The following is a 26,884-nucleotide window of genomic DNA, read 5'->3' on the forward strand; positions in this document are numbered from 1 at the left end:
ACGCCGCCTTGTGCTTGCGGATGGCTTCGAGACCGGCGGGACCGCGTTCGGCCTTGCCCACCATGGCGATGAGGCCCGTCTTCGCGAGCATCATCTCGGTGAACTTGTCCATGCGGGTGGCCGTCGTGGGGCCGGCGGGGCCCACGGCCTCGTCGCGGACGGGATCGACCGGGCCCACGTAGTAGATCACGCGGTTGGTGAAGTCCACCCCGTCGGGTAGCCCCTGACCGCTCGCGAAGAGATCCGCGATGCGCTTGTGTGCCGCATCGCGCCCGGTGAGCATCTTGCCGTTGAGGAGCAGACGGTCACCGGCGTTCCACGTGGCCACGACCTCGGGCGTGAGCGTGTCGAGATCCACGCGCTTCGCGTTGGCGTCGGGGCGCCAGGTGACGCTGGGCCAATCCTCGAGGCGCGGGACGGGGAGCGACGCGACACCGCTGCCATCGAGCACGAAGTGCGCGTGGCGTGTGGCGGCGCAGTTGGGGATCATCGCGATCGGCTTCGACGCAGCGTGCGTGGGGTAATCCCAGATCTTCACATCGAGCACGGTGGAGAGGCCACCAAGCCCCTGGGCCCCGATGCCGAGCGCGTTGATCTTGTCGTGCAGCTCGATACGGAGCTCCTCGATCTTGTTCTGCGGGCCGCGCGCCTTGAGCTGCGCCATGTCGATGTGCTCCATGAGCGATTCCTTTGCCATGAGCATCGCCTTTTCGGCGCTGCCGCCGATGCCAATGCCGAGCATGCCCGGCGGGCACCAGCCGGCGCCCATGAGCGGCACCGTCTTGAGCACCCACTCCACGATGTTGTCGCTCGGATTGAGCATCGCGAACTTCGACTTGTTCTCGGAGCCACCGCCCTTCGCGCCGAGCTTCACGTCGACGGTGTCACCGGGCACGAGTTCCACGTGCACGACGGCCGGCGTGTTGTCGCGCGTGTTCTTGCGGGAGAAGGCCGGGTCGGCCACGATGGACGCGCGCAGGATGTTGTCGGGGAGCAGGTAGGCACGACGCACCCCCTCGTCGACCATCTCCTGGATCGACCGTGTGGTGTCCCAGCGGACATTCATGCCCACCTTGAGGAACACCACCACGCTGCCGGTATCCTGGCAGATCGGGCGGTGCCCTTCGGCGCACATGCGCGAGTTGGTGAGGATCTGCGCGATGGCGTCCTTGGCGGCCGGCGACTGCTCCTTCTCGTAGGCATCCGCCAACGCGTGGATGTAGTCCAGCGGGTGGTAGTACGAGATGTGCTGGAGCGCGTCCGCGATGGACTGGATGAAATCGGCTTGGGTGATGGTGGTCATGCCAAGAAAAAAAGCGGCCTGCGAGCGGTAGCGGAACGGCGCCGTGGCGGCCCGGCCGAAATCGGTGTGGGGTGAACAAATCCCGAATGTCATGATGGCCCGTCCCGCTCTACGATTGTTCGGATGGCACTTTCCCATTATCAGGTCGACCCCGTCACGGGCTTTGTTTCACCTGACCCGCTGCCGCTGCAGCTTCCCGCCGCCTACGCGGCCTGGGATGCGGTGGCGCCGGAGTTGTCGGCGCTGATCCGTTCGCGAAAGGTGCGAGACGTGATTCGGGCGTTGCCGCTGCTCGACGAGGCCGGGCTCGTGACCGCCGCCGATCAGGAACGCGGGCTTCTGCTGCTCACGCACTATGCGAATGCGTACGTGTGGGGGGGCGACGAGCCCGATCTGCGGCTGCCGCCGTCGCTTGCGGTGCCGTTGTCGGCGCTGGCGGCCCGAATGGATCGTCCGCCCATCGCGCATTACGCCACCACCACGCTCACCAACTGGCGTCTGGTGGATACGGGTGCCCCCGTGTCGGTCGATAATGCGCGCACACAGATCCAGTTCCTGGGTGGCGTCGATGAGGACTGGTTCTTCATCGCCTCCATGGGCGTGGAACTCGCCGGTGCGCCGCTGCTGCCCGTGGTCGCCCGCGCCACGGCGCTGTCGGCCGACGGGAGCGATGCGGAGCTCGCGGCCGCCCTGGGGCACTTTGCCGAGGGGATGGTCGCGGTGCATGCGGCGCTCGAACACGTGCGGCGGTGGTGCGATCCGGCCACCTACTATCTGCGCGTGCGGCCGTTCGTGGCCGGATGGCCCACGCCGGGCGTGATTTACGAGGGCGTATCGGAGGAGCCGCAGCGCCACATCGGGGGTAGCGCCGCCCAGAGCGCGCTGCTGCAGCTGTTCGACGCGATGCTGGGCGTGAAGCACGCCGATCATCCAGCCGGCAGTTATCTCCGGGCCGTCCGTGCCTACATGCCGCCTCCCCATCGGCGCTTCGTGGACGATGTGGAGCAGGGCACCCGCGTTCGTGAGCGGGTCACCGGCGGGACGGTGGTGTTGCAGCAGGCCTACAACGAGGCGCTGCAGCAGATCGCCGCGTTCCGCGAGGCCCACATGCGCCTGGCACACGACTACATCGTGGCGCCGTCCGGCGCGGCGCGCGACATGGCCGGCACCGGCGGCACGTCGCTCGATACGTTTCTTCGCGGCGCGCACCGCAGCACTAGCGACGCCTCGATCCGCCCCACTTCGACGCCATGACCGCTCCCTCCCTCGACGAACGGATCGCTGCGCTCGATGCCGCCGATCCGCTGGCCCCCTTCCGCGAGCGCTTCGCGTTGCCCGACGGCGTGATCTATCTCGACGGCAACTCCCTCGGCGCGCTCCCGCGGCAGACGGCAGCTCGCGTGAACGCCGTGATGGCCGAGGAGTGGGGCACGGGGCTGATCCGCAGCTGGAACAGCGCCGACTGGATCGGTGCCCCGCGTCGCGTGGGGGGCAAGATCGCGCGCCTGATCGGTGCGAAGAGCCATGAGGTCGTGGTGGCGGATTCGACGTCGGTCAATCTGTTCAAGCTCATCGTCGCGGCGCTGCAGGCGCAGCCCGCGCGCCGCGTGGTGCTGTCCGAACCCGGCAACTTCCCCACCGATCTCTACATGGTGGAGTCGGCGTTGCGCACGCTCGGTGGGGATCGCCGGCTGCAGCTGGCGCCGCGCGAGCAGCTGCTGGCGCAGATCACCGACGACACGGCGCTCGTGTTGCTCACGCACGTGCATTACAAGACCGCCGAGCGCTACGACATGGCGGAGATCACGGCGGCGGCGCACGCGAAGGGTGCGCTAGTGCTCTGGGACCTGAGTCATTCGGTGGGGGCCGTCCCGCTCGAGCTCAATGCCGCGCGTGCGGACTTCGCCGTGGGGTGCGGGTACAAGTTCCTCAACGGCGGCCCCGGCGCACCGGCCTTCCTGTACGTGGCCGAACGTCACCACGATCGCGTGCAGTCGCCGCTGGGCGGATGGATGGGCCATGCCCGTCCCTTTGCCTTCGTCGATCAGTATGAGGTGGGGGCCGGTATCGACCGCTTTCTCTGCGGCACGCCCCCCGTGCTGGCGGTGGCCGCGCTGGAGAGTGGTGTGGACCTGCACCTCGAGGTGCCGATGGCCCAGGTCGAGGCCAAGTCGCGCGCCCTTGCGGCCCTCTTCATGGAGCTCGTGGCGGTGCGCTGCCACGGCTTCGGCGTGGAGCTCGTGGGCCCGGCGGCGGGGGCGCCGCGCGGCAGCCACGTATCGTTCCGGCATCCTGAGGGGTATGCGGTGATGCAGGCGCTGATCGCGCGCGGGGTGATCGGCGACTTCCGCGCCCCCGACATCATGCGCTTCGGCCTCACGCCGCTCTACCTGCGGTTTGCCGACATCGCGGCTGCCGTGGACGTGCTGGCGGAGATCCTCCGCACGGAGGCCTGGCGGGCGCCCGAGTATCAGGTGCGGCAGGCCGTGACGTGAGCGTTCGGCCTGCCGGTGGCAGGCGGCGGGACGAGGCGAGACGAGGGCGGCTGCCGGCGATTACTTGAAGGTTGAAGTAATTGGGAGTAGTGTAGCGCATGCGTATCGTCTGCATTGGCGGGGGGCCGGCCGGGCTCTACTTCGCCCTCCTCATGAAGAAGCTCGATCCCGCTCACCGCATCACCGTGGTCGAGCGCAACAGGCCGTACGACACCTTCGGCTGGGGGGTCGTGTTCTCCGACGCCACGATGGAGAACATGCGGCGCTGGGATCCCGAGAGCTGTGATCAGATCGAACAGTCGTTCAGCCATTGGGACGACATCGAGCTGCGCTTCAAGGGACGGCGCATCCGCTCGGGGGGCCATGGCTTCGTGGGGATCGGCCGCAAGCACCTGCTGAATATCCTGCAGGCCCGGTGCGAGGCGCTCGGCGTCGAGCTGCTGTTCGAAACCGAGGTGGATTCGGATCTCGACTATCCCGATGCGGACCTGATCATCGCATCCGATGGCATCAACTCGAAGATCCGGACGGCGTACGCCGACGTCTTCCGTCCAGACATCGTGACGCGTCCGAACCGCTTCATCTGGCTTGGCACGCACAAGCTGTTCGACGCCTTCACCTTCGATTTCCAGCGCACCGAGCACGGCTGGTTTCAGGCGCACATCTACAAGTTCGACGCCAACACCACGACCTTCATCGTGGAGTGTCCCGAGTCGGTCTGGCAGGCGCATGGTCTCGACAACGCCGATCAGCACGAGTCGGTCGCATTTTGCGAGCGCCTGTTCGCCGAATCCCTCGAGGGCGAACGCCTCATGACCAACGCGCGGCATCTGCGCGGGTCGGCGTGGCTCAACTTCCAGCGAATCGTGTGCGAGCAGTGGTGGCTGCGCAACCAGCATGGCAGCCATGTCGTACTCATGGGCGATGCGGTGCATACGGCGCATTTCGCCATCGGATCGGGCACCAAGCTGGCGCTCGAGGATGCGATCGAGCTGGTCCGGCAATTTCAGCTTACGGGTGACGCGCCCCAGCAGATCCCCGAGATCCTCGCGCGATTCCAGGAGCTGCGCCGGGTGGAGACGCTGCGCATCCAGAACGCCGCGTGGAACGCGATGGAGTGGTTCGAGGTGTGCGGCACGCGCTATTGCGACCAGCTCGAACCCGAGCAGTTCATGTACTCGATGCTCACGCGCAGCCAGCGCATCAGCCACGAAAACCTGCGTCTGCGCGATCGCGGGTGGCTCGAAGGCTACGAGCAATGGCTTGCCGAGCGGGCCGTGGCACAAGTGACGGTGCCGGCGCCGGTCATGGCGCCGGTTCACGCGCCGGTCGCGCCGGTGCCACCCATGTTCACACCGCTGCAGGTGCGGTCGGTGCTGCTCACGAATCGTGTGGTGGTCTCGCCCATGGCGCAGTACTCCGCCGTAGACGGCATGCCGGGCGATTATCACCTCGTGCACCTCGGCGCGCGTGCCATGGGCGGGGCGGGGCTCGTGTTCGCGGAGATGACCTGTCCAAGTCCCGAGGCGCGCATCACTCCCGGATGTCCGGGGCTCTGGAACGACGAGCAGCAGCGGGGCTGGCAGCGCATCGTGGAGTGGGTCCACACGAACAGCGAGGCGCGCATGGCGCTGCAGCTTGGCCACAGCGGAGCGAAGGGCTCCACGCGCCGCGCGTGGGATGGGATCGACCTGCCGCTCCCCGACACCGGTGCCGAGGCGAACTGGCCATTGGTGAGCGCCTCGCCACAGGAGTATCTGCCGGGGGTGAGCCAACGCGCCCGCGAGATCACGCGCGCCGAGATGGATGCGGTGCGCGAGCAGTTCGTTGCCGCCACCCGCCGTGCCGCTGCCGCGGGTTTCGACTGGCTCGAGCTTCACTGTGCGCACGGGTACCTGCTGTCGAGTTTCATCTCGCCGCTCACGAACCAGCGGACCGACGGGTACGGTGGATCGCTCGAGCAGCGGCTGCGGTATCCCCTCGAAGTCTTCAGCGCCATGCGCGCCGTCTGGCCCGAGGCGTTACCCATGTCGGTGCGCATTTCCGCGCACGACTGGGTGGAGGGCGGGATCACCCCCGCCGATGCCGTGGAGATCGCGCGTGCGTTCAAGCGCGCCGGCGCCGACATGATCGACTGCTCATCGGGGCAGGTGAGCAAGCGGGAAAAACCCACCTATGGTCGCATGTTCCAGACGCCCTTCTCCGACCGCATCCGGCAGGAGGCGGGGATCCCGACGATGGCCGTTGGCGCCATCAGCGAGGCGGACCATGTGAATTCGATCATCGCTGCCGGTCGCGCCGACCTTTGCGCGGTGGCGCGCCCCCACCTCGCCAACCCGGCGTGGACACTCACCGAGGCGGCGCGGATCGGCTACACGGCCATCGGCTGGCCCAAGCCGTATCGCGCGGCGAAGGGCCAGCTCGAGGCCGGGTTTGCCCGTGAGAAGGCGCAGCAGGCGCCACCGCCGTCCGGTGGTTTCGCGCGCGGTGGTGGCAGCGGTCCGGATACCCTGAGGCGCGAGACATGAACGACTCACCCCCTGTCGCGTTGACCAGCGACGCTGCCGTACCGAAAGGCGCCCACGCCGTGGTCACCGGCGCTGGTCGCGGCATCGGGACCGCCATTGCCGAACAGCTCGTGCGCGACGGCTTCGCCGTCACGTTGCTCGGGCGATCACGAGGGCCGCTCGACGCGCTCGCCGAGGTCCTCGGCCCGCCGGCCAGCGTGTGCGTGTGCGATGTGACGGACAGCGCTGCCGTCACCCGCGCCTTCGCTGCGCTCCCCACGGTGCATGTGCTGGTCAACAATGCCGGGCAGGCCGAAAGTGCGCCCGTGTCGCGAACCACCGATGCGCTGTGGCAGCAGATGCTGGCGGTGAACCTCACCGGCACCTTCCACTGCACGCGCGCGGTGATCGACGGGATGCGTGCGGTCCGCTGGGGGCGCGTGGTGAACATCGCCAGCACGGCGGCGCAGCGGGGGTACCCCTACGTGGCTGCGTACGCGGCCGCCAAACACGGCGTGATCGGCTTCACGCGGTCACTGGCGCTCGAGGTGGCCACGGCCGGCATCACCGTCAATGCGGTCTGCCCCGGGTTCACCGACACCGACATGCTCACGCGCAGCGTGGACAACATCGTCCAGAAGACCGGTCGAACGCCGGAACAGGCGCGCGCCCAGCTAGCGGCCCTCAACCCGCAACAGCGGTTTATTGCGCCCGCGGAGGTGGCGAGCGCGGTGTCCTGGCTCTGTTCCGCGGGTGCGGCGTCCGTCACGGGGCAGATCGTCTCGGTGAGTGGCGGCGAGGTGATGTGACCATGACGCCTGCCCGACGGTTTACCCATGTGCACGTGGTCGCGCAGGACCGGCTCGGTCAGGAGGCACGCGCCCAGTCGTCGGATCATTCAGCCGTGCGCCTGTGGCTCCGTCTCCTATCCTGCAGTACGCAAATCGAACAGGTGATCCGCTCCCGTCTCCGCGAGCGCTTCGGCGTCACGTTGCCCCGCTTCGACTATCTCGCCCAGTTGGAGCGCCACCCCGATGGCCTCCGGCTCAATACCCTCTCGCGCAACCTGATGGTGACGGGCGGTAATGTCACCGTGCTGACCGAACAGCTCGTCGCGGACGGGTACGTCACGCGCATCGTGGACCCGCGCGATCGCCGTTCGACGATCGTCTCGCTCACCCGTACGGGACGTACACAGTTCCTCGCGATGGCGGCCGAGCACGAGCAGTGGCTGATCGAGCTGTTCGACGGCCTCGACGGCCAACACCGGGACATGCTGTACGAGCAACTCGGTCGACTGCGCGCCCATCTCGCCCCCCAGCAGGATTCCCGCCCCCTTTCGCGCAAGGAGCGCGCGTCATGAACAGCCTCACCGCCGGTCTCGATGCGGGCACACGGTGCACCATGGCCGACCACGCGCCGGTGCATTTCCAATGGCAGTGCGTCGATGGTGTGGCCACCGTGACGTTGCATCGACCGGAGCGGAAGAATCCGCTCACCTTCGACAGCTACGTGGAGCTTCGCGACACCTTTCGCGCACTGCGGCAGGCAACCGACGTCCACGCGGTGGTCATCACCGGGGCCGGCGGCAACTTCTGCAGCGGTGGCGACGTGCACGACATCATCGCACCGCTCGTCGCGATGCCCGCACCGGACCTGCTTCGTTTCACTCGGCTCACCGGTGATTTGGTGCTGGCCATGCGCGCCTGCCCTCAGCCCATCGTGGCCGCTGTTGATGGGGTGTGTGCCGGTGCCGGCGCGATCCTGGCCATGGCCTCGGATCTGCGGCTCGGGACGACGCGGAGTCGCACGGCGTTTCTCTTCAACCGTGTCGGACTTGCCGGGTGCGACATGGGGGCCTGCGCCATGCTGCCCCGCCTCATCGGACAGGGGCGCGCCAGCGAACTGCTGTTCACCGGCCGCAGCATGGGCGGTGAGGAAGGGGAACGCTGGGGCTTCTTCAATCGACTGGTGGAGCCTGAGCCGCTGCTGGCCGACGCAACGGCCTTGGCGCGCCGCCTCGTGCAGGGTCCCACCTTCGCCAACGGCCTGACCAAGACGATGCTTCATCAGGAGTGGAACCTGTCGATCGAGCAGGCGATCGAAGCGGAGGCGCAGGCGCAAGCGTTGTGCATGCTCACGCAGGATTTCCGCGCCGCGTACCACGCGTTCGTGGCGAAAGACGCGCCGGTGTTCACCGGGCGATGACGATGACCGCTGCCGATCATCTGTCGTGGCCCTTCTTCGCCCCGCACCATGCGGAGCTCGCGACGACGCTCGACGCGTGGGCCGCCGAGCACGTCGCCAGCGTGCATACCGGTGATGCCGACGCCGATTGCCGTGCCTTGGTGCGGCTGCTCGGGGCACACGGCTGGCTCGCCCATGCGGTGGCCGGCCGGGAGTTTGGCGGGGCAGGCGAGGCGATCGATACGCGATCGATCTGCCTGATCCGCGAAACGCTGGCCGCGCACAACGGCCTCGCCGATTTCGCCTTCGCCATGCAGGGGTTGGGCTCGGGGGCCATCAGTCTCGACGGGACCAGTGCGCAGCGTGCGCGCTACCTCCCGCGCGTGGCGCGTGGTGAGGCAATCGCCGCCTTCGCCCTCTCGGAGCCAGACTCCGGCTCCGATGTGGCCGCGATGCAGTGCGCCGCGCGAGCAGAGGGTGACGAGTATGTGCTGAACGGCGAGAAGACCTGGATCTCGAATGGCGGTATCGCCGACTTCTACGTGGTCTTTGCGCGGACCGGTGAAGCCCTGGGGGCGCGTGGCATTTCGGCGTTCATCGTGGATGCTGACACGCCGGGGCTCTCGATCGCCGAGCGCATCGACGTGATTGCTCCGCATCCCTTGGCTCGATTGCGCTTCACCGAGTGTCGGGTGCCGGCCACGCAACGGATTGGCGCTGCCGGTACGGGGTTCAAGCTCGCCATGCGTACACTCGACGTGTTTCGCACCTCGGTCGCGGCGGCCGCGCTCGGGTTTGCCCGCCGCGCGATGGCGGAAGCTCTTGCCCGCGTTACGTCCCGCCGAATGTTCGGCGGCGTCCTGGCCGACTTCCAGCTCACCCAGGCGACGCTGGCGACCATGGCGATGCAGATCGACAGTGCCGCGCTGCACACGTATCGCGCCGCATGGCAGCGCGACAGCGGTCGCACCGTGACGGCCGAGGCGGCGATGGCCAAGTATGTGGCGACCGAGGGCGCCCAGCGGGTCATCGATGCCGCCGTGCAACTGTGGGGAGGGATGGGCGTGGTGCACGACGTGCCCGTGGAACGGCTGTACCGCGAGATCCGCGCCCTCCGTATTTACGAAGGCGCCAGTGAAGTGCAGCAACTGATCATTGCCCGAGAACTCCTCAAAACACACGCCGCCTCGCGACCCCCGCACGCATCGGACGCCTGACCACATGCCCAGCGCGCACATCGACACGTTCGCGTTCGAGTCGCTCCCGCCGCTCGACGCGCAGCCGGACTACCTCTTCGACCTGCCGTCTCTCCAGTTTCCCGCGCAGCTCAACTGCGCGGCGGCACTGCTCGACGATGCGGTTCACATACACGGATGGGGCGACCGCCCCTGCCTGCGTGCCCCGGGCATTGTGTGGAGCTACCGCGATCTGCTCGATCGGGTCGATCGCATCGCGCACGTGCTGACGCAGGAGATGGGGCTCGTTCCCGGTAATCGCGTCCTGCTGCGGGCGCCGAACTGTCCCATGCTGGTGGCGTCCTGGTTCGCGGTGGTAAAGGCTGGCGGTGTTGTGGTGACGACCATGCCGATGCTGCGGGCCGGGGAATTGGCGACGATCATCCGGATCAGTCAGGCCACGCATGCGCTGTGTGATGTCGCCCTCGCGGCGGAGTTGCGGCAGGCTGCCGTCGAGGCACCGGTGCTTCGGGCAATCCGCTGCTTCAACGACTCCGGCAGCGAGAGTCTCGAGCACCGCATGGCCGGATACGACGTGCCATTCATCGCCGTCGACACGGCATCCGATGACACCTGTCTGCTCGGGTTCACCTCGGGCACCACGGGGGTGCCCAAGGCCACGATGCATTTCCATCGTGACGTGATGGCGATCTGCCGGTGCTGGCCACCGCATGTGCTGCGCCCCACGGCGGACGATGTGTTCATCGGCAGCCCGCCGCTGGCGTTCACCTTCGGGCTGGGGGGGCTCGTGCTCTTCCCCATGTCCGTGGGCGCGAGTGCGGTGCTCCTCGAGAAAGTGGCCCCGCCGCAGCTCTACGAGGGGATCCGCGACTTCGGGGCCACCATCCTCTTTACGGCGCCCACGTCGTATCGTGCGCTGGTCGCCCTCGGCCACGACCTGCGTACGTTGTCGCTGCGCAAGTGCGTGTCGGCCGGGGAGGCGTTGCCGGCAGCCACGCGCACGCTCTGGCGCGAGGCGACCGGTATCGAGATGATCGATGGCATCGGCGCCACCGAGCTGCTGCACATCTTCATCAGTGCTGACGAAGCCCATGCCCGTCCTGGGGCCACGGGAAAGCCGGTGCCCGGCTACGTGGCCGAAGTGGTGGATGACGACGGCCTGCCCGTCCCGGTGGGGACCGTGGGCAAATTGCGGGTGAAGGGGCCGACCGGCTGTCGCTATCTCAACGATGACCGGCAGCGCACGTACGTGCGGGATGGCTGGAACTACACCGGCGACGCCTACTTCTGTGATGCGGACGGATACTTCCACTATCACGCGCGCACCGATGACCTGATCATCTCGTCGGGGTACAACATTGCTGGCCCTGAAGTCGAGGCGTGTCTGTTGCAGCATGACGCCGTCGCCGAGTGCGGCGTGTACGGTGTGCCCGATCCGGAACGCGGCAATATCGTGAAGGCGTGGGTCGTACTTCGTCCGGGTGTATCGCCGACCGCGCAGGCGGTCCGCATGCTGCAAGAGCACGTGAAGACGCACATTGCCCCCTACAAGTATCCGCGCGCCGTCTGCTTCGTCTCGCAGCTGCCACGCACGGCCACGGGAAAGCTGCAGCGCTTCCGTCTCCCTGACAGCAGCGAACTGTCGCTGGAGGTCTCGTGATCAGCGGTGCGGTGTTCGAACGGAGGATGCGGGTGCCCTTCAGTGCCTGCGATCCGGCAGGGATCATGTTCTTCCCGCAGGTATTCCTCGCCTTCCAGGACCACGTGGAAGCCTGGGTCTCCGACGCGCTGGGCATTCCCTACCAGCAGCTACTTGGTCCTCGTCGCGTGGGGTTGCCGTCGGTTCGATGGGAGTCCGACTTCCGTGCGATCAGTCGCATGGGGGATCGCATCGCCGTGCGACTGGGCGTGGAGCGACTGGGGCGCTCGTCGCTCACGCTGCAGCTCGAGATCCGCGGCGACGACGGCGTGCGCGTCGCGGCGCGGCAGGTCATCGTCTGTACCGATCTCGATACGCATCGCTCCGCACCGTTCCCCGATGATCTTCGTGCGGCCATCGTCCGCTTCCAGGAGACGCAGTCATGAACGAGACCCTGCTACCGGACGGCTGGCCGCGCCCGCGGGGCTATGCAAATGGCGTGGCCGCGACCGGGCGACAGCTCTTCGTGGCCGGCATGATCGGTTGGGATGCACACGGTGTGTTCCACAGTGACGACTTCGCGCAGCAGGCCCGCCAGGCCCTCGTGAACGTGGTGGCCGTGTTACGTGCCGGGGGCGCAGGGCCCGAGCATATCGTACGCATGACGTGGTATGTGGTGGACCGTGCGGAGTATCAGGCGGCGCTCCCCGCCATCGGCGCGGCCTTTCGTGAGCTGGTCGGGCACTATGCGATCGCCATGACTGCCGTGCAGGTCACGGCGCTCATGGAAGCGCGGGCGCGTGTGGAGATCGAGGTGACGGCGGTGGTGCCGGACGCATGACGCACACCACGCCGCCGCCGGTCGCATGCGAGGTCGTACACGGCGCTCCTCGCGATCTTCTCGTGGTGACGATCGACAACCCGCCGGTCAATGCGCTCGGTCATGCCGTGCGGGAGGCGCTGCTGCAGGCGGCAGAACGTCTCGACGCCGACCCCACGCTCGGGGCCATGGTGCTGCGCAGCACGGGCCCGGTGTTCGTGGGTGGCGCCGATATCCGCGAATTCAGCGGCCCGCGGCGGGATCCGCTGCTCAACGTCGTATGCGATCGGGTGAATGCCTGCGCCAAGCCGGTGGTGGCGGCCATGCAGGGCGCTGCCCTCGGCGGCGGCTTCGAGATCGCCCTGGCGGCGCACTACCGGGTGGCCGCGCCCGCGGTGGAGGTGGCGTTCCCTGAGGTCCTGCTTGGCTTGCTCCCCGGTGCGGGGGGCACACAGCGAGCGCCGCGGTTGTGTGGTGCGGCGCTGGCCCTCGATCTCATGCTCACCGGACGCCGGCTCAGCGCTGCCGATGCCGTGGCTGCGGGATTGCTCGACGTGCTCGCCAATGATCCCATTGCGCACGCCGTGCTCTGGGCGCAACAGCTGGCCAGCGCGGGTGGGCCCGTCCGACGGGCGCGCGACGGACAGGCGCTGCGTGACACCGCCGCGGCACACGCTGCCATCGAGATGGCGCGGGAGCGCGTGCAGCGCGATCTGGCCGGTCGCTTCGCGCCGGCACGCATAGTGGAGTGCGTGGCGGCCGCAGTGGATCTGCCGTACGAGGATGGCGCGGCGGTCGAGGCCCGCGCCTTTCTCGAGTGTCTGGCCAGTCCGGAGCGCGAGGAGCTGGTGCAACGCTTCTTCGCCGAGCGTGCCGCGCGCAAGGCCGCTCGGTCTACCGCGAGCGAGTGATCAGAACTGGTAGGTGGTGCCCACAAAGCCCCAGCGTTCAGTCTCCGAACTGGTCAGGGTTTCCTTAAGGAAGGCGCCGGGCACCACCAACGCACCGCCGAAGATCAGTCGCAAGTGGCGCGTGGCGCGCCAGGTGCCTGTGATATCGAGCTCGTCGGCCACATGCCGGGATTCGGAGGATCCCGCTGCCCTGAACACCGTGTTCTGTTTTGTGTAGACGCCGTCATCGGTGCGCAGGCGGTCGAAGTGGTACAGTGCCGCGCGGAGATTGAGCGACGTGAGCGGATCCCAGACGGAGATCGCGTGCAGCTCGCGGATGTTCGGGCGGCCAATCACGTCGGCGTACCCGCCGTGCTGATGCGCAGCCGGATACAGCACGGTGAACTGCTCGAGGGCACTGTCCGTGCCACGTTGCTCGGCGCTCGCCTCTTCCACACCGAGTGCCAGTGACGGAGCCCCGCGCGTGCGTTTCCATTGCAGTGCGCCTTCGGTCACCCAGAACCAGGCGTTGATGGAGCGCATACCGACCGTTCCGGACTGGCGCGCGCCTTCGAACTCGACGCTTCGCTGCACGTGCGATGTCGCGGCCGTCCCCCACTGCCACTGCGCGCGACCGCCCGTGGTAAGTCGATAGGCGCGCGCCGCCGGATTGCCTGCCGGCTTCACGGTCTGCTCGTACCAGTAGCCTTGCCACAGAGAAGGCAGCGCCTGGTGCAGGGCGCGCGCTCCCGGGGCACTCCCGATCGAGAGCGTGCGAAAGCGTTGCGTGCTATCGGCGAGATTGGGCTGCCGGAGGCGCACCACGATGGGGCGCGCCTCCACGGCTTCGAAGGCGAAGGCCCCACGCACCAGTTGCAGCCGCGATCCCTGTGAACTCCGGCGCGTGTTGGACCAGTCCGGCGCACCGAACAGCCGTTCGCGCGCGAGGCCGATCTCTTGTCGCCCGACACGCAACATCGAGCGGCCGTATCCCAGATCCACGTACGCCGTCTGGAAGTCCGCGCGGTCGGCATCGTTGGGGCGAACGCCGCCGGGCAGGGTGCGCCCATAGCTCTGGGCATCGCGCGCCTCGACGAAGAGACGTCCGTACGCGCCCGATCGTTTGCCCACCTGCAGGTCGCCAGCCAGCAGGAGGCGCGTCTGCGCATGATCGTCGTTCAGCGGCAGTGTATTGAAGCCGCGGAAGAACTCCTCACGCCACCGGGCATGCCCGGCCACCGTGAACGTGACCGGCCGATCGCCAAACAGCGGCATGTTCTTGAGGCGGTCGAAGGCGTCGCGTGCTGCCGTGTTGGGCGGCGTCTGCGCTACGACAGCGCTCAGCGGGGCTGAGGCGAGTAGCAGCGCTCCGCCAACGACCAGGCGTCGATCAAGGCGAGGCACGACGGTCACGCGGCAGTGATGTGCCGCGCCGAGATCTGCGAGAGGGTCGTTGTGCCACTCTGCTTCATGGTGAGCTCAAACTCCTTGCGCAGGATCGCGAGGACGGCTTCCACCCCCTCCTGACCGAAGGCACCGAGTCCCCAGATGTACGGTCGTCCGATGCCCACGCCCGTCGCGCCCAGTGCCATGGCCTTGAACACGTCGGTCCCACGGCGGAAGCCGCCGTCGCAGATCACGGGGATGCGCCCAGCAGTCCCCTGCACGACCTCCGGGAGTGACACGATGGTGGCACGGCGGGAATTCTCGGCGCGTCCCCCGTGATTCGATACGAACAGGCCGTCCACGCCGTGTTCCACCGCCAGCGCGGCATCTTCACCGGTCACGATGCCCTTGAGTAGCACCTTCATGCTGGTGGACTGCTTGAGGCGGTCCACGAACTCCCAGGTGGGTGTGCCCTTCTCGAGCTGCGGAGGGAGCTTCTCGTATCCCACGAGATTGGGCTTCCGGCGGTTGTCCCGGTCGTCCACCCGACCGCTCACGCCGGGGAGCGGCGCGCCACCGAGGTGGCACTTGGTGCAGTCGCGCGTGTCTCGGCGTGCTTCACGGATCATCGTTTCGCGGTTACTGCCGCCGAGCAGGTCCACGGTGAAGGCGATGGCCGGTGCACCGGCACGCTCCACCCGCTTGACCATCTGCTTCGTGATCGACCAATCGGTCTGGTGATAGAGCTGGAACCAGACCGGGCCTCCGCGTGCGGCAATGACGTCTTCGATCGACGTGGTAGCCACGGTGGAGAGCACCATGAGGTGGTCGCGGGCGCGGGCGGCCTTGGCGGTGGCGAGCTCGCCGTCCTTGTGAAACGCCTTCTGGCTGCCGAGGGGGTTGACGATGATCGGCGTGGGATAGCGCTGGCCGAAGATTGCCATGCTCGCATCGATGCGACTCACGTCGACGAGGCGCCGCGGCTTGAGTGTCCAGCGGTCGAAGCCGGCCCGATTGGCGGCGATGGTTCCGTCGTCGTCAGTCCCCGTCATGAGGTACCCCCAGTGCGCCACCGGGATGTTCTGCTGCGCGACGCCCTCGAAGTCGAACACGTCGAGGGCATCGGCGGCGCGCGTGATGCGCGGCGGCTGGAGCACCGGGTGACCGGCGGTGGCCACCGTATCGGCAGCTTGGAGTAGTGCGTCGGGGCGGGCGGTGGCGCCGAGCGATGTGAGCCACTCGCGATCGATGCCGGCGGCGGCGAGGAGCGGGCTTCCGGCAAGGAAGGCGAGAAACTGGCGGCGGGAATTGGGATCGAGGGCCATGCCCACAAGAGGTAGCCTGTCGGGGAGCATGTCCAGTCCGTGATGGGAGGCGAACGGAGCCGGCGGGTCGGACGTAGATTGAGCAGGTCTTCCCTCCACCCCCCTCCGCTCCTCATGTCGCTGTTCTCCCCCCGCGCACGTCGCGTGGCGAGCCTTGTGCTTGCCCTGCCGCTGTCGGCTCTGCCGTCGCTTGCCGCCACTGCCACCGCTCAGCCGACCCCGCCGGCTGGGGGGATGCGCCTCGATGCCGCCGTGGCCGACTCGTTTGCCCGCGCGGCGCGCGCCCGTCCGCGCCCCACGATCACCGTGATCAAGGTGGAGGGCGACGGACCGGCCATTGATGGTCGTCTCGACGAGGCGGTCTGGCGCGAGGGCACGCCGGTCAAGGACTTCGTGCAGCGCGAACTCAACGAAGGCGTGCCGGCGTCGGAGCGCACCGAGGTGCGCTTTGCGAGTGACGGCAAGTTCCTGTACATCGGTGCCAGGATGTATGACCGTGAGCCGTCGCTGATCATCCCGGGCGAGAAGATCCGCGACGTGACGCTCGCCAACAGCGACTATATCTCGTTCGTCTTCGACACCTATCACGATCACCAGAACGGCTTCGTGTTCGGTACGACGCCAGCCGGCATCGAGTACGACGGCCAGGTGATCCGCGAGGGCGAGGGCGGCGGGTCCATGGTGCCGGGGCAGAACCGCATGCAAGCCGGCGCGATGGGCGGATTCAACGTGAACTGGGACGCGAGCTGGACGGTGGCCACCAGCATCGATTCGCTCGGCTGGACGGCGGAGTTCCGCATTCCGTTCTCCACCATCCGCTACCAGTCGGCGAACGGCGAGCAGACGTGGGGGCTCAACGTCTCACGCATGATCCGTCGCAAGAACGAAGAGTTGTACTGGGCGTTCATTCCGCGTCAGTTCAACCTCTATCGTTTGTCGCTCGCCGGCAATCTCGCCAAGCTCACCCCACCCGTACGGCGCATCCAGACGGCTACCCCGTACGTGCTTACGTCGAGTCAGGAGCGGTGGAACAAGGGGCTCAAGACGGCGACGACGCCCACGGAAATCGGCGGCGAGATCAAGTACGGGGTGACCCCCGCGCTTACGCTCGATCTCACGGTCAACACCGACTTCGCGCAGGTGGAAGTGGACGATCAGCGCGTGAATCTCACGCGCTTCCCGATCTTCTTCCCCGAAAAGCGCCCGTTCTTCCTCGAAAATGCCGGTGTCTTCTCGGCAGGGACGCCGCAGGCGGTTGATCTCTTTTTCACCCGCCGCATCGGGATTTCGGAGAACGGCACACCACAGCCGATTCTTGGCGGTGGCCGTCTTTCGGGGCGAGTGGGAAGCACGACGGTCGGTCTCTTGCAGATGGTGACCGACGCCCCGGAGGCGGGCACGTCGGGGCAGTCGTATTCTGTGGCGCGTGCGGTGCGTGAAGTGGGGGCTCGCTCACGGCTCGGCGTGATGGCCGTGCAGCGTCTCTCCACCGAGGATGCAGGCAACGTGAACCGCACCTTCGCGCTCGATGGGCGCCTTGGCGTGGGGCAGAAGTGGACGAGTGACCTCTGGGCGGCGAAGACGACCACGCCCGGGCGCACCGGTGACGATCTCGCGTACAGCGCGCGCGTGGCGTACGCCACGAACGTGTTCAACGCCAACGCCCGGGTGGCGCAGATCGGCGAGGACTTCAATCCCGAAGTGGGTTTCATGAGCCGTCCGGCGGGGTATCGCACCTTCGATGCGACCGCCATGTATCTCTGGCGCAAGCCGGAGTGGGCGTGGTTTCGCCAGTGGAATCCGCACGTGAGTTATCGCGGCTTCTACGATATCGAGGATGGCTTCCGTCAGACCGGCTACTGGCACATCGATGTCACGGAGATCGAGTTCGCCAACAGTTCGCGTTTCGGACCTGAGTGGAACATCTCGCAGGAAGGACTCCAGAGGCCGTTCGAGATCTCGCCTGGTGTCGTCCTTGCACCGGGGCAGTACCAGTGGGGGACGCTGGGGTTCGACTACACGACGGATCCGAGTGAGAACATCACCGCTACGGGGCGCTTCGACTTCGGCAACTTCTGGACGGGGACGCGAAGCGGCGGCAATGGTACGCTCACGGTGCGCCGCGGCGCGACGTTCTCCGGATCGCTCACGATCGATCACAACGACGTGCGGCTTCCCGAGGGCGATTTCAAGCGCACGCTGCAGGCGGTGCGTCTGAACTACTTCTTCACGCCGCGCGTGTTCGTGCAGACGCTCACGCAGTACAACAATCAGCAGCGCATCTGGTCGGCGAACGTACGCTTTGGTTGGCTGAATACGGCCGGGACGGGGCTGTTCGTGGTGCTGAACGACGGGCGTGATGCCACCGGGTTCTTCAACTGGGTGCGTCCGCAGCAGCGCAGCGTCTTCGTGAAGTTCACTCGGCAGTTCGGGACGGGCGGCTGAGGCAGGGGGGCGGCACGGAGGAGTTGGGGTACGGGTTTTCCCGATGGTGCGCCTCCACCCGTCGTTGCATGTTGATCGCGCAGAGTGAGGGCGATGCCTCCACGATGAATTCGGCGGGTCGGGGATTGGTCCCGATTCCTCGGGGTTCCAGAGGCGTAGCGAGAGTGCACCGCGTGCATCGACCCGCTGCAACATTCCACCTCAGCGTGGAACGCACCGTTGGCAGCGGGTCATCGCCGCCAAGCGGGTGCCGACGTGGACTTAGATGGCTGCAGGTGCCATCGCGGCCACAGGCCGACAAGTCCTCCGCGGACGGCACAAGGAAGCGCCGGGCCCACGTGCCTGGCCACCACGGCGGCCGGGCCCGCCACACGGCCGCGGGGGCCACGGGGGCCCGGCGCTTCCTGCTTTCTGGCCAGCGGCGGGCGGTATGCCCTGCCTGCCATACACGCGTGACGGCATATTGCGGACATGCGAGATCACGCTGCTGATATCCGTGCCCTGCGCCGGCAATCCAACGCCGCTATCGCGTCACTCGACGCGCACTACGTGACGAGCTTCATGAGCGAAGACGTGGCCGTGCAGGTGGCTGGTGGCCCCATCCTGCACGGGCGTGCCGCCAACTTCGAGGCCTGGGACCAGCAGATGCGGGCCCCAGGCTTCGGCGGCTACGTGCGAACCCCCGAGACGGTAACCGTCGATCCCGACGGGATCAGCGCCACCGAACTGGGGCACTGGGTAGGCCGTTGGCGGGTCAAGGGGCGCGCCCATCAGCAGGAGGGGCGCTACACGGCGCGCTGGGTACTGAGCGCGATGGGGTGGATGATCACCAGCGAAGTGTTCACGCAGTAGCCAGCGCGCTCTCGCCCTCCGGCCTCGGCCGCCTCAGGGCAGGCGCAGATAGGTCGCGAAGGTCACGCCGGTGGTGCGTCCGGCGGCGTCCTCCCGCATGTAAATCACGGCGATCGTGTGGTGATCCGGTGAGAGCACGTTGGTGAGGCGCTGGGTGACTTGGCCGTCCTTCTTGTTCACGATCTCATTCACGAGTGGCGACATGCTGCGCACCGCCGCGTGGGACTGCCCCGCATTGCCGGTCACGGGCATGTCCCTGCCGTCGAAATTGGTCGTGTACCACCAGCGGGTCGTATCGCCCTTCGCATTGACCGCCTGAATGGTGACCTTCATGCCGCTCGCGCCGAACGGCTCGTACGTCATGATGTTGCTCGAGGGCGCCGGCGCCTCGCTTTTGAGCAGCCATCGGCCAAAGCGCGGGTTGGTGGCCTGCGCCGAGGCTGCCGTGGGGAGCAGCAGGGCGAAGAGGACAGCGGGCAACGTCTGGCGCACGGGCACACTCCGGTGAGAGGGGTGCGCGAATGTAGCGTCCGTGCGGCCGACGCGGGTGGCGCGGGTGGCGCAGGCGGTGATCTATGGGTCAGCGCGTAGCGGCTTCACCAGCAGGGTGAGCACGAACCCCACCGCCAACAGGCCGGCGAGGAGCTGCAGCGGCTGGTCGTAGATCGCCACCCGCGACATCCCGGGTGTGAGCGCCGCCTTCGCGCGCTCCGAGAGTTCGGTGATGATCACCGGCCCAAGCACGGCCGCCACGCTCCACGCGGTGAGCAAGGCGCCGTGAATGGCGCCCACGTTGGCCGTGCCGAACAAATCAGCGAGAAACGCCGGGATCGTCGCGAAGCCGCCACCGTACATCGTGAACACGGTGAGGAGGCAGAGCAAGAATGGCCACCAGGCGCCTTGCTTCGCCGTCACCGGGATGAGCAGGAAGAGCACGATCTGCGCCGCAAAGAAGACGAGATAGGTGTTGCGGCGGCCCAGGTGGTCCGACACGCTTGACCAGAACAGGCGCCCGGTGGCGTTGAACACGCTGATGATCGCCACCACGCCAGCCGCCTGCGCGGGGGTCCGGCCGAAGAGGTCCTGCATCATGGGACTCGCCTGCGCGAGAATCCCGATGCCAGCCGTCACATTGATGCACAGCATACCCCAGAGCAGGGCGAATTGCGGCGTGCGCAGCGCCTCGCGACGCGTCAGCCCCTCGGCCACCCCCCGCGCGCGGCCGGCGGAGGCGGCGGTGCCCAGTTCAGCCGGCGGTGCCGCCGGCGCTGGGCGGAGCAACTGCGCACCTGCGAGCATCACCACGCAGTAGACCGCGGCGAGGACGAACAGCGTCTGTGCCACACCCACCCGTTCGATCAGGAAGGCGTTGGCGTATCCCGCCACGAACGCGCCGCCCCCGAAGCCCATGATGGCAAACCCGGTGGCCATTCCGCGGCGATCGGGGAACCACTTCACCAGCGTACTCACCGGGGCGATGTAGCCGATGCCGCAGCCGATACCGCACAAGATGCCCATGCCGAGAAAGAGCAGCAGCGGCTGCCGCAGCAGCAGTCCCAGCCCACCGACCACGAGCCCCGAGGCAAAGCAGAGGGCCGCCAACCGCGCCGCAGCGCGCGCGCCACGGCGCTCGACCCACGGTCCCCACGTGGCGGCGCTCAGCCCCAGGAGGACCAGCGCACTGGTGAACGTGGTGTAGGGTGGACTCGCCCACCATGACAGCGACGGCATGGCCGCCAGGATGGGGCGATTGAGGGTGCTCCAGGCATACACAGAACCGATGCCGAGATGCACCAGCACTGCGCCAAGCGGAATGGTCCAGCGACGAGTGGTCATATCGCAGAATCAACGACCGGGGACGGCATTCCGTTGCCGCGGCCAATACCTTTCCCCCATGATCGATTCTCGTCGTTCGACCCGCGTGTTCTGCGCGACCCTATGGCTGGCAGGTCTGGGCGCCTGGCCGCTGCCTGCGTCGGGGCAGGCGGCGCCGGCCCGCCTCGACTCCGTGGCCCGTCGCATCGTGGCTGCGGCGCGCTACGCGACCTTCGTGACCGTCGATGCGGAAGGCCGACCGCAGGCGCGTACCGTGCAGCCCCGCGCTCCGTTGTCGGGGTGGAGCATCTGGTTTGCGACCAATCCGCGCACGCGCAAGGTGAAGGAGATCTCGGGCAATGCGCGCGTGGCCATGCACTACTTCGATCCAGGAACTGACAGTTACGTCGCGGTGACCGGACGCGCCCGTGTCGTGCGAGATCGCGCGACGAAGGATGCGCTGTGGGATCCCGCGTGGAACAGCTTCTATCCGGATCGAGAGACCGGCGTTGTGCTTATCGCTGTCGAGGCTGAACGCGTGGAAGTCGTCGCGCCCACCCTCGGTGTGGACAGCGATCCCGCCACCTGGCGTCCGCAATCGTTCACGCCCGCCCCCGTCACGCGCAAACGGCCGTAGCCCGCTGGTGTCTGACCGGCCGTCTGGGTATCGGCCGGCGGCCACGCGCTGCACGCAGCAGGTGGTAGTTTAGCGGAGATCCCGTGTTCACTTCCTCCGGAATTCCGTCATGCGACCTGCCATGCGATTTGCTCTGCACTCGGTACGTGTCCGATCGGCCGCGATAGCGAGCGTTCTGGGTACCGCGGCCACCCTGTGCTCCGCACAGGCGCGTCCGGTCCCGTCCCTTCAGGTGCAGGTCACGCTGCCAGCGGGAAAGACCAAGGTGCCGCTCGACGGGCGCCTCCTGCTGCTCGTATCGACCGACAGCACGCGCGAGCCGCGCTTTCAGGTGAGCGACGGCCCCGAGTCGCAGTTGCTCTTCGGCACCGACGTGGATGCGTGGGCCCCCGGGACGGCGCGCGTGGTGAACGACCGGGCCGACGCCTATCCGCTTGCCTCGCTCCGGGACCTTCCGCGCGGCCGGTATTGGGTGCAGGCGGTGCTCAACCGCTACGAAACGTTCACGCTCAGCACCGGCCATACCGTCAAGCTGCCACCGGACAAGGGGGAAGGGCAGCAATGGGCCCGCAAGCCGGGCAACCTGTACAGCACGCCGCGCTGGATCACGCTCGACGCGCGCGCGGGCCTGACGCCCACGGTGGCGCTCGACCACGAGATCGCCCCGATCGCGCCGCCCAAGGACACCAAATGGATCAAGCACGTCACCATCCGCAGTGAGCGGCTCTCGAAGTTCTGGGGGCGCGACATGTACATCGGGGCCAACGTGCTGTTGCCCGCCGGCTTCGACGAACATCCGGAGGCGCGCTATCCACTCGTGGTCAGTCACGGGCACTTCCCGTACACCTTCGAAGGGTTCCGGGAGACGCCACCGGACCCGAACCTCACGCCCGACTTCTCAGCGCGCTTCAACCTGGCGGGCTACAATCGCATTCAGCAGGAACTGCATCATCAGTTCTACAAGGACTGGACCGCCCCCGCGTTTCCGCGCGTGCTGCTGATGGAGGTGCGTCACGCCACGCCGTACTACGATGACTCGTATGCGGTGAACTCCGCATCGCAGGGGCCGTGGGGGGATGCCATCATGTACGAGCTCATTCCCGAAGTGGAGAAGCGCTTCCGCGGCCTCGGGCAGGGGTGGGCGCGCATCACGTACGGCGGCTCCACGGGCGGATGGGAAGCGATGGCGGTGCAGCTGTTCTACCCCGACGAGTTCAACGGGGCCTACATCGCGTGCCCAGATCCGATCGACTTCCGCGCGAACACGGTCTTCAATCTCTACGAGGAGACGAACGCCTTCTTCCTCGACAGTCAGTGGAAGCGCACGCCACGCCCGGCCCATCGCAATTACCTGGGGCAGGTGCAGACGACCATGGAAGAAGCCAACCGTCGCGAAGCGGCACTCGGCAGCAAGGGGCGCAGCGGTGACCAGTGGGACATCTGGCAGGCCACCTATTCCCCCATGGGCGCCGACGGCTACCCCAAGCCGATCTGGGACAAGAAGACCGGCGTGATCGACAAGGACGTCGCCCGCTACTGGCGGGATCATTACGACCTGTCGTACATCCTGCGCCGCGATTGGGCCACGCTTGGCCCCAAGGTGTTCGACAAGTTGAACATCTATGTGGGCGACATGGATAACTACTACCTCAACAACGCGGTGTATCTCGTGGAGGACTTCCTCCGCGGGACCACCACCCCCAAGTGGACCGGCGAGATCCTGTACGGCGACCGCGCCGAGCATTGTTGGAACGGCGATGCCACGCGGAGCAACGCCTATTCGCGCCTGCGATACCACCAGATGTACGTGCCCCGTATTCTGGAGCGGATGCGCGCCCGGGCGCCCCGCGGGGCCGATACGCTCAGTTGGCGGTATTGACCCCGATGAAAGACCGAATTTTCAGCTGTCAGCCGGCATGAACAGCGGCGCCGTGATTTTTGCCTACGACGTGGATCGCGTGGCGCGTTTCTACGAGACGCTGCTTACCATGTCGCCCGTCCACGTGGAGCCCGGACTCCGCGTGATCTCCTCCGATCGCACGGAACTGGTGATCCATGCGCTGCCGCCCGGCACGCCGGGCGCACCAACGCCCGGGACGTCACCGGAGCCGCGCGAAGACACCTACATCAAGCCGTTCTTCGTGGTGCCCAGCCTGGCGGCTGCGCGCGAGATCGCGCCGTTGCTTGGTGGCTACGTGCTCCCTGCCGAGCGGGAATTCGTGTCACGACGCTTTCGAGGGTGCAATGCGTGCGACCCGGAGGGGAATGTGGTACAGTTCCGGGAGCTGCTGCTCCCACCCTCCTGACCTTTACCGCGCTACCGCATGTCCAAGAAGAAACATCCCGATCATCACGACGCCGAACTGGCGCTCAAGCTCTACGAATTGCGCCGGGAATCGGTGATGCGCGAGTCGCGCACGTCGCTGCTGGCCGGTTTTCTCCCGTTGTCGTGGGAGGACGTGTTGGCCATCACGCGCCCTGAGCATCCGCTCAACGCGGCGTTCCGCCAGTGCTCCACGTACTGGGAGATGACGTACTCGATGGCCCGTCATGGGGTGATGCACGGCGAGTTCCTCATGGAGAGCAGCGGCGAAGGCTTGCTGCTGTTCACGCGCATCGAGCCGTGGCTCGAGCAGTATCGGCAGCAGACCGGCAATCCGCTGGCCTTCCGGAATGCCGAATGGGTGGCGAAGGAGACGGATCTGGGGAAGCTGATTGCGGAGCGGTTCCGCAAGCGGATGAAGGCGCAGCTCGAAGCGGCTGCGGCGAAGGGCTGAGTGTTCGAGACCCCGCGGCTGCGGTTGCGGGAGTTCACCGAACTCGATGCACCATTCATTCACGCGTTGGTGAATGATCCGGACTGGCTCCGATACATCGGGGACCGGCAGGTGCACTCGATCGATGACGCCATCGGCTATCTGCGTGCGGGGCCGATGGCGTCGTATGCCGAGTACGGGTTTGGCCTATGGTGCGTGGAGCATCGCGCCACCGGCGAGGCGGTGGGGATGTGCGGCCTGTTACGCCGCCCCACCCTGCCGGGCGTGGACATCGGCTACGCACTGCTTCCGGCGGCGCGTGGCCGAGGGATCGCCTTCGAGGCCGCGAGCGCTACGATCGAGCGGGCGCGCACCGTGCACGCACTCCCATCGGTGCTCGCGATCGTGTCGCCAGAAAACGCCGCCTCGATCCGACTCCTCGAGCGTCTTGGCATGCAGCTCGTGGGGCCACGCGCGCTGACACCCGACACCCCGCCGGTGTTGTTGTTCGAGTGTTCTTTCCACACGCGAGGTGCTCTGTGAACCGGTTGCTGCTGCTCCCGCTTGCTCTCGTCCTGTTCGCCGCGCCTCTGCGGGCGCAGGAGCGGGACACCGTGCCGCCCACGCCGAACTGCAGCAGCTGCGCAGGGTGGAATCGTCCGCATGCCGCCGTGAAGCTGTTCGGCAACACGTACTACGTGGGAACGGAGGGACTCGCCGCGCTGCTGGTCACCTCGCCCGACGGACATGTGCTGGTGGATGCGGGGCTTCCCGAGTCGGCGCCGCTCATTCGCCGCAACATCGAGTCGCTCGGCTTCCGTCTCGACGACGTGAAGCTGATCGTGAACTCCCACGCCCACTTCGATCATGCGGGCGGCATCCCGATGCTGGCGCGCCTGTCCGGGGCCACGGTCGCCGCGCTCCCGTCGAGTGCGGCATGGCTCGAGGCCGGCCGGCCGCTCGAGGACGACCCCCAGTACGGCATGGGCCCCACGCTCGAGCGCGTCCCGCGCGTGCGGGTGCTCCGCGACGGCGAGACGGTGAGGGTGGGGCGGCTCGAGCTTACGGCACACAAGACCGCCGGACACACGCCCGGTGGCACCACGTGGACCTGGCGTGCCTGCGATGGCACCGCCTGTCACTCGGTGGTGTACGCCGACAGCCAGACGCCGATTTCTTCGGACGACTTTCTTTACACGAAGAGCCGCCGTTATTCGACGGGAGTGGACGACTTCCGCGCCGGGCACGCCGTGCTCGAGCGCGTGGCGTGCGATATTCTCGTCACCCCGCATCCGGCAGCCTCGCAGCTCTGGGAGCGGGTCGAGAAAGGCACGCTCGTCGATGGCGGAGCCTGCCGCCGCCTTGCCTCCAGTGCGCGCGATGCGCTCGCCAAGCGGCTGGCCGCCGAGCGCGCGCCCCGCTGACTACGCGTTCGTCACCGTCGCGAAGGCGCGCACCGGGAAGGTGCCCACACCCACTAGCTTGGGTGGAACGGCCGTGAAGCGGAACGGACCGTCCGGTAACTGATCGAGCCGCGTGAGGTGCTCCGCGATCAGCACCTCATGTCGCAGGAGGATTGAATGCACCGGCCGGGTGCCGCCGCTCGTGTTGTCGATATTCATGGAGTCGATCCCCACCAGCACGGCGCCCGCATTACGGAGCCATTCGGCCGCGTCGGCGGTGAGGTGCGGGTGCCCTTCCCAATAGTGATCGGTCTGCCAGTATCGGTCCCACCCGGTGTGGACCAGCACGGCCTGCCCCGACACGTCGAGCTGACGGAACCACGACGCGTCAATCGCGCGTCCGACCCGTCCCTGCGCCTCAGTGGCGCGCACCACGATGGCCGGTAGGTCGACGAAGCGCGACAACGGCATGGCCGCCGTGTCTTTGCCATCGGCGTAGCGATGGAACGGACAGTCGATGTAGGTCCCCGTGTTGGTGATGAGCTCCACCCGACCGATGTGGAACTCGGTTCCCTCATCGTACAGGGCGCGCGAGTCTTCGCGACTCAGGAAGTCACAGATGACCGGCGCGGGAAGGCCTTTGTAGTAGACCTTCCCGTGCTCGATGGTGTGACTGAGGTCGAGGTGGTCGACCATCAGCGGATGAGGTAGAACTGCTCCTGGCGCGGACGGAAGAACACGAAGCCATTCTCCGTGAGGTGCGCATCGTCTTCAAACATCACGAACACCTTCTTGCCGCCCCATTCGGGGACCGGCGTAGCCGTGTTCAGTTCGATGCTGATGTACGAGCCATTCCGAAGACGAGAGTTCTGTGCTGTGGTGTCGCTCCGGAGGCCGCTCCGGAAGTCGATGCCCGTGCCCAGGCCGTGCCCCTGGGCACCGATCGGATGCGAGTAGATCATCGCCTCGATGCCGCGCTGCTTCATCTCGGCCATCGTCGCGTTGAAGACGGCGCCACCGGTGAGCCCCGGGCGCGAGTGCCGTTTCATCATGGCGTCCTGTAAGGCATTGGAGTTCGCCATGGCTTGCTTGAGCCCAGCCGGAATATCCTTCTCGCCCGGCTTGAGCACGTACGCCATCTTCTGCCAATCGGTGTCGAAGCCCATGTAGGTGATGCCGAAATCCACGTGCACTACATCGCCGCGTTCGATCACCGTCCCCTCGGGCG

The 26,884-nt window shown here is 67.1% G+C and carries 26 protein-coding genes; 19 read left to right on the forward strand and 7 right to left on the reverse strand.

The genetic code is table 11. The annotated features are described in order from the left end of the window. Positions 1-1,303, reverse strand: a 1,303-nt coding sequence (locus ACIQ51_RS11150; protein ID WP_396205119.1) for a fumarate hydratase, incomplete at its 3' end; no start/stop codon positions are given. A gap of 123 nt (positions 1,304-1,426) precedes the next feature. Here ACIQ51_RS11150 and ACIQ51_RS11155 point away from each other — a divergent pair. The 11 genes from ACIQ51_RS11155 (at position 1,427) to ACIQ51_RS11205 (ending at position 13,058) form a co-directional block, all read left to right on the forward strand. Next, positions 1,427-2,557, forward strand: a complete 1,131-nt coding sequence (locus ACIQ51_RS11155; protein WP_396205120.1) for a hypothetical protein — start codon at positions 1,427-1,429, stop codon at positions 2,555-2,557. Beyond that, positions 2,554-3,798: a kynureninase gene (gene kynU, locus ACIQ51_RS11160; protein ID WP_396205121.1), complete on the forward strand. Its 1,245-nt coding sequence runs from the start codon at positions 2,554-2,556 to the stop codon at positions 3,796-3,798. Before ACIQ51_RS11155 ends, kynU begins: the two co-directional genes overlap by 4 nt. 98 nt (positions 3,799-3,896) lie before the next feature. After that, positions 3,897-6,326 (forward strand): bifunctional salicylyl-CoA 5-hydroxylase/oxidoreductase, encoded by a 2,430-nt coding sequence (locus ACIQ51_RS11165; protein WP_396205122.1) that lies wholly within the window; start codon positions 3,897-3,899, stop codon positions 6,324-6,326. Then, positions 6,323-7,114, forward strand: coding sequence for an SDR family NAD(P)-dependent oxidoreductase (locus tag ACIQ51_RS11170; RefSeq protein ID WP_396205123.1), 792 nt, complete (start codon positions 6,323-6,325; stop codon positions 7,112-7,114). The genes ACIQ51_RS11165 and ACIQ51_RS11170 overlap by 4 nt, the downstream gene beginning before the upstream one ends. 2 nt (positions 7,115-7,116) lie before the next feature. Next, the gene (locus tag ACIQ51_RS11175; protein ID WP_396205124.1) at positions 7,117-7,668 is read left to right on the forward strand and encodes a MarR family winged helix-turn-helix transcriptional regulator; all 552 of its coding nucleotides are present in this window, start codon (positions 7,117-7,119) and stop codon (positions 7,666-7,668) included. 41 nt (positions 7,669-7,709) lie between these two features. Next, positions 7,710-8,513: an enoyl-CoA hydratase family protein gene (locus tag ACIQ51_RS11180; protein WP_396205142.1), complete on the forward strand. Its 804-nt coding sequence runs from the start codon at positions 7,710-7,712 to the stop codon at positions 8,511-8,513. Positions 8,514-8,515: 2 nt separating this feature from the next. After that, positions 8,516-9,709, forward strand: a complete 1,194-nt coding sequence (locus ACIQ51_RS11185) for an acyl-CoA dehydrogenase family protein (RefSeq protein ID WP_396205143.1) — start codon at positions 8,516-8,518, stop codon at positions 9,707-9,709. A gap of 4 nt (positions 9,710-9,713) precedes the next feature. Next, positions 9,714-11,348, forward strand: a complete 1,635-nt coding sequence (locus ACIQ51_RS11190; protein WP_396205125.1) for an AMP-binding protein — start codon at positions 9,714-9,716, stop codon at positions 11,346-11,348. Continuing rightward, positions 11,345-11,773, forward strand: a complete 429-nt coding sequence (locus ACIQ51_RS11195; RefSeq protein WP_396205126.1) for an acyl-CoA thioesterase — start codon at positions 11,345-11,347, stop codon at positions 11,771-11,773. The genes ACIQ51_RS11190 and ACIQ51_RS11195 overlap by 4 nt, the downstream gene beginning before the upstream one ends. After that, the gene (locus tag ACIQ51_RS11200; protein ID WP_396205127.1) at positions 11,770-12,168 is read left to right on the forward strand and encodes a RidA family protein; all 399 of its coding nucleotides are present in this window, start codon (positions 11,770-11,772) and stop codon (positions 12,166-12,168) included. Before ACIQ51_RS11195 ends, ACIQ51_RS11200 begins: the two co-directional genes overlap by 4 nt. Then, a complete protein-coding gene (locus ACIQ51_RS11205; protein WP_396205128.1) occupies positions 12,165-13,058 on the forward strand; it encodes an enoyl-CoA hydratase/isomerase family protein in 894 nt (297 codons plus the stop codon). The genes ACIQ51_RS11200 and ACIQ51_RS11205 overlap by 4 nt, the downstream gene beginning before the upstream one ends. Here the strand turns inward: ACIQ51_RS11205 and ACIQ51_RS11210 are convergent, their stop codons facing one another. Next, positions 13,059-14,450, reverse strand: a complete 1,392-nt coding sequence (locus tag ACIQ51_RS11210; protein ID WP_396205129.1) for an alginate export family protein — start codon at positions 14,448-14,450, stop codon at positions 13,059-13,061. Continuing rightward, on the reverse strand, positions 14,447-15,748 hold the full coding sequence (locus ACIQ51_RS11215; protein ID WP_396205130.1) for an alpha-hydroxy acid oxidase: 1,302 nt from the start codon (positions 15,746-15,748) through the stop codon (positions 14,447-14,449). Before ACIQ51_RS11215 ends, ACIQ51_RS11210 begins: the two co-directional genes overlap by 4 nt. A gap of 114 nt (positions 15,749-15,862) precedes the next feature. Here ACIQ51_RS11215 and ACIQ51_RS11220 point away from each other — a divergent pair, with 114 nt between their 5' ends. Next, a complete protein-coding gene (locus tag ACIQ51_RS11220) occupies positions 15,863-18,193 on the forward strand; it encodes a DUF5916 domain-containing protein (RefSeq protein ID WP_396205131.1) in 2,331 nt (776 codons plus the stop codon). 471 nt (positions 18,194-18,664) lie between these two features. Continuing rightward, positions 18,665-19,045 carry a nuclear transport factor 2 family protein gene (locus ACIQ51_RS11225; RefSeq protein WP_396205132.1) on the forward strand — a complete coding sequence of 127 codons (381 nt, stop codon included), beginning with the start codon at positions 18,665-18,667 and terminating at the stop codon, positions 19,043-19,045. Between the two features lie 33 nt (positions 19,046-19,078). On the opposite strand, the gene ACIQ51_RS11230 is transcribed toward ACIQ51_RS11225, so the two are convergent. Continuing rightward, positions 19,079-19,537, reverse strand: coding sequence for a hypothetical protein (locus tag ACIQ51_RS11230; RefSeq protein WP_396205133.1), 459 nt, complete (start codon positions 19,535-19,537; stop codon positions 19,079-19,081). An 81-nt stretch (positions 19,538-19,618) separates the two neighbouring features. Then, the gene (locus tag ACIQ51_RS11235) at positions 19,619-20,881 is read right to left on the reverse strand and encodes an OFA family MFS transporter (RefSeq protein WP_396205134.1); all 1,263 of its coding nucleotides are present in this window, start codon (positions 20,879-20,881) and stop codon (positions 19,619-19,621) included. Positions 20,882-20,939: 58 nt separating this feature from the next. Between ACIQ51_RS11235 and ACIQ51_RS11240 the strand changes: the two genes are divergently transcribed. From ACIQ51_RS11240 to bla, 6 genes are all read left to right on the forward strand, one after another. After that, positions 20,940-21,497 carry a pyridoxamine 5'-phosphate oxidase family protein gene (locus ACIQ51_RS11240; RefSeq protein WP_396205135.1) on the forward strand — a complete coding sequence of 186 codons (558 nt, stop codon included), beginning with the start codon at positions 20,940-20,942 and terminating at the stop codon, positions 21,495-21,497. 121 nt (positions 21,498-21,618) lie between these two features. After that, the gene (locus ACIQ51_RS11245) at positions 21,619-23,376 is read left to right on the forward strand and encodes a hypothetical protein (RefSeq protein WP_396205144.1); all 1,758 of its coding nucleotides are present in this window, start codon (positions 21,619-21,621) and stop codon (positions 23,374-23,376) included. A gap of 37 nt (positions 23,377-23,413) precedes the next feature. After that, positions 23,414-23,803, forward strand: a complete 390-nt coding sequence (locus ACIQ51_RS11250; protein WP_396205136.1) for a glyoxalase/bleomycin resistance/dioxygenase family protein — start codon at positions 23,414-23,416, stop codon at positions 23,801-23,803. Positions 23,804-23,821: 18 nt separating this feature from the next. After that, entirely contained in the window at positions 23,822-24,274 is a 453-nt protein-coding gene (locus tag ACIQ51_RS11255) for a hypothetical protein (RefSeq protein WP_396205137.1), read from the forward strand. Next, positions 24,275-24,796, forward strand: a complete 522-nt coding sequence (locus ACIQ51_RS11260) for a GNAT family N-acetyltransferase (protein ID WP_396205138.1) — start codon at positions 24,275-24,277, stop codon at positions 24,794-24,796. Then, positions 24,793-25,677, forward strand: a complete 885-nt coding sequence (gene bla, locus ACIQ51_RS11265) for a subclass B3 metallo-beta-lactamase (RefSeq protein WP_396205139.1) — start codon at positions 24,793-24,795, stop codon at positions 25,675-25,677. Before ACIQ51_RS11260 ends, bla begins: the two co-directional genes overlap by 4 nt. On the opposite strand, the gene ACIQ51_RS11270 is transcribed toward bla, so the two are convergent. Continuing rightward, on the reverse strand, positions 25,678-26,352 hold the full coding sequence (locus tag ACIQ51_RS11270; RefSeq protein WP_396205140.1) for a cyclase family protein: 675 nt from the start codon (positions 26,350-26,352) through the stop codon (positions 25,678-25,680). Further along, on the reverse strand, positions 26,352-26,884 hold a 533-nt coding region (locus ACIQ51_RS11275; protein ID WP_396205141.1), incomplete at its 5' end, for a M24 family metallopeptidase. The genes ACIQ51_RS11275 and ACIQ51_RS11270, both read right to left, overlap by 1 nt.

The sequence above is a fragment of the Gemmatimonas sp. genome (assembly GCF_044344655.1).
Classification (GTDB): Bacteria; Gemmatimonadota; Gemmatimonadetes; order Gemmatimonadales; family Gemmatimonadaceae; genus Gemmatimonas.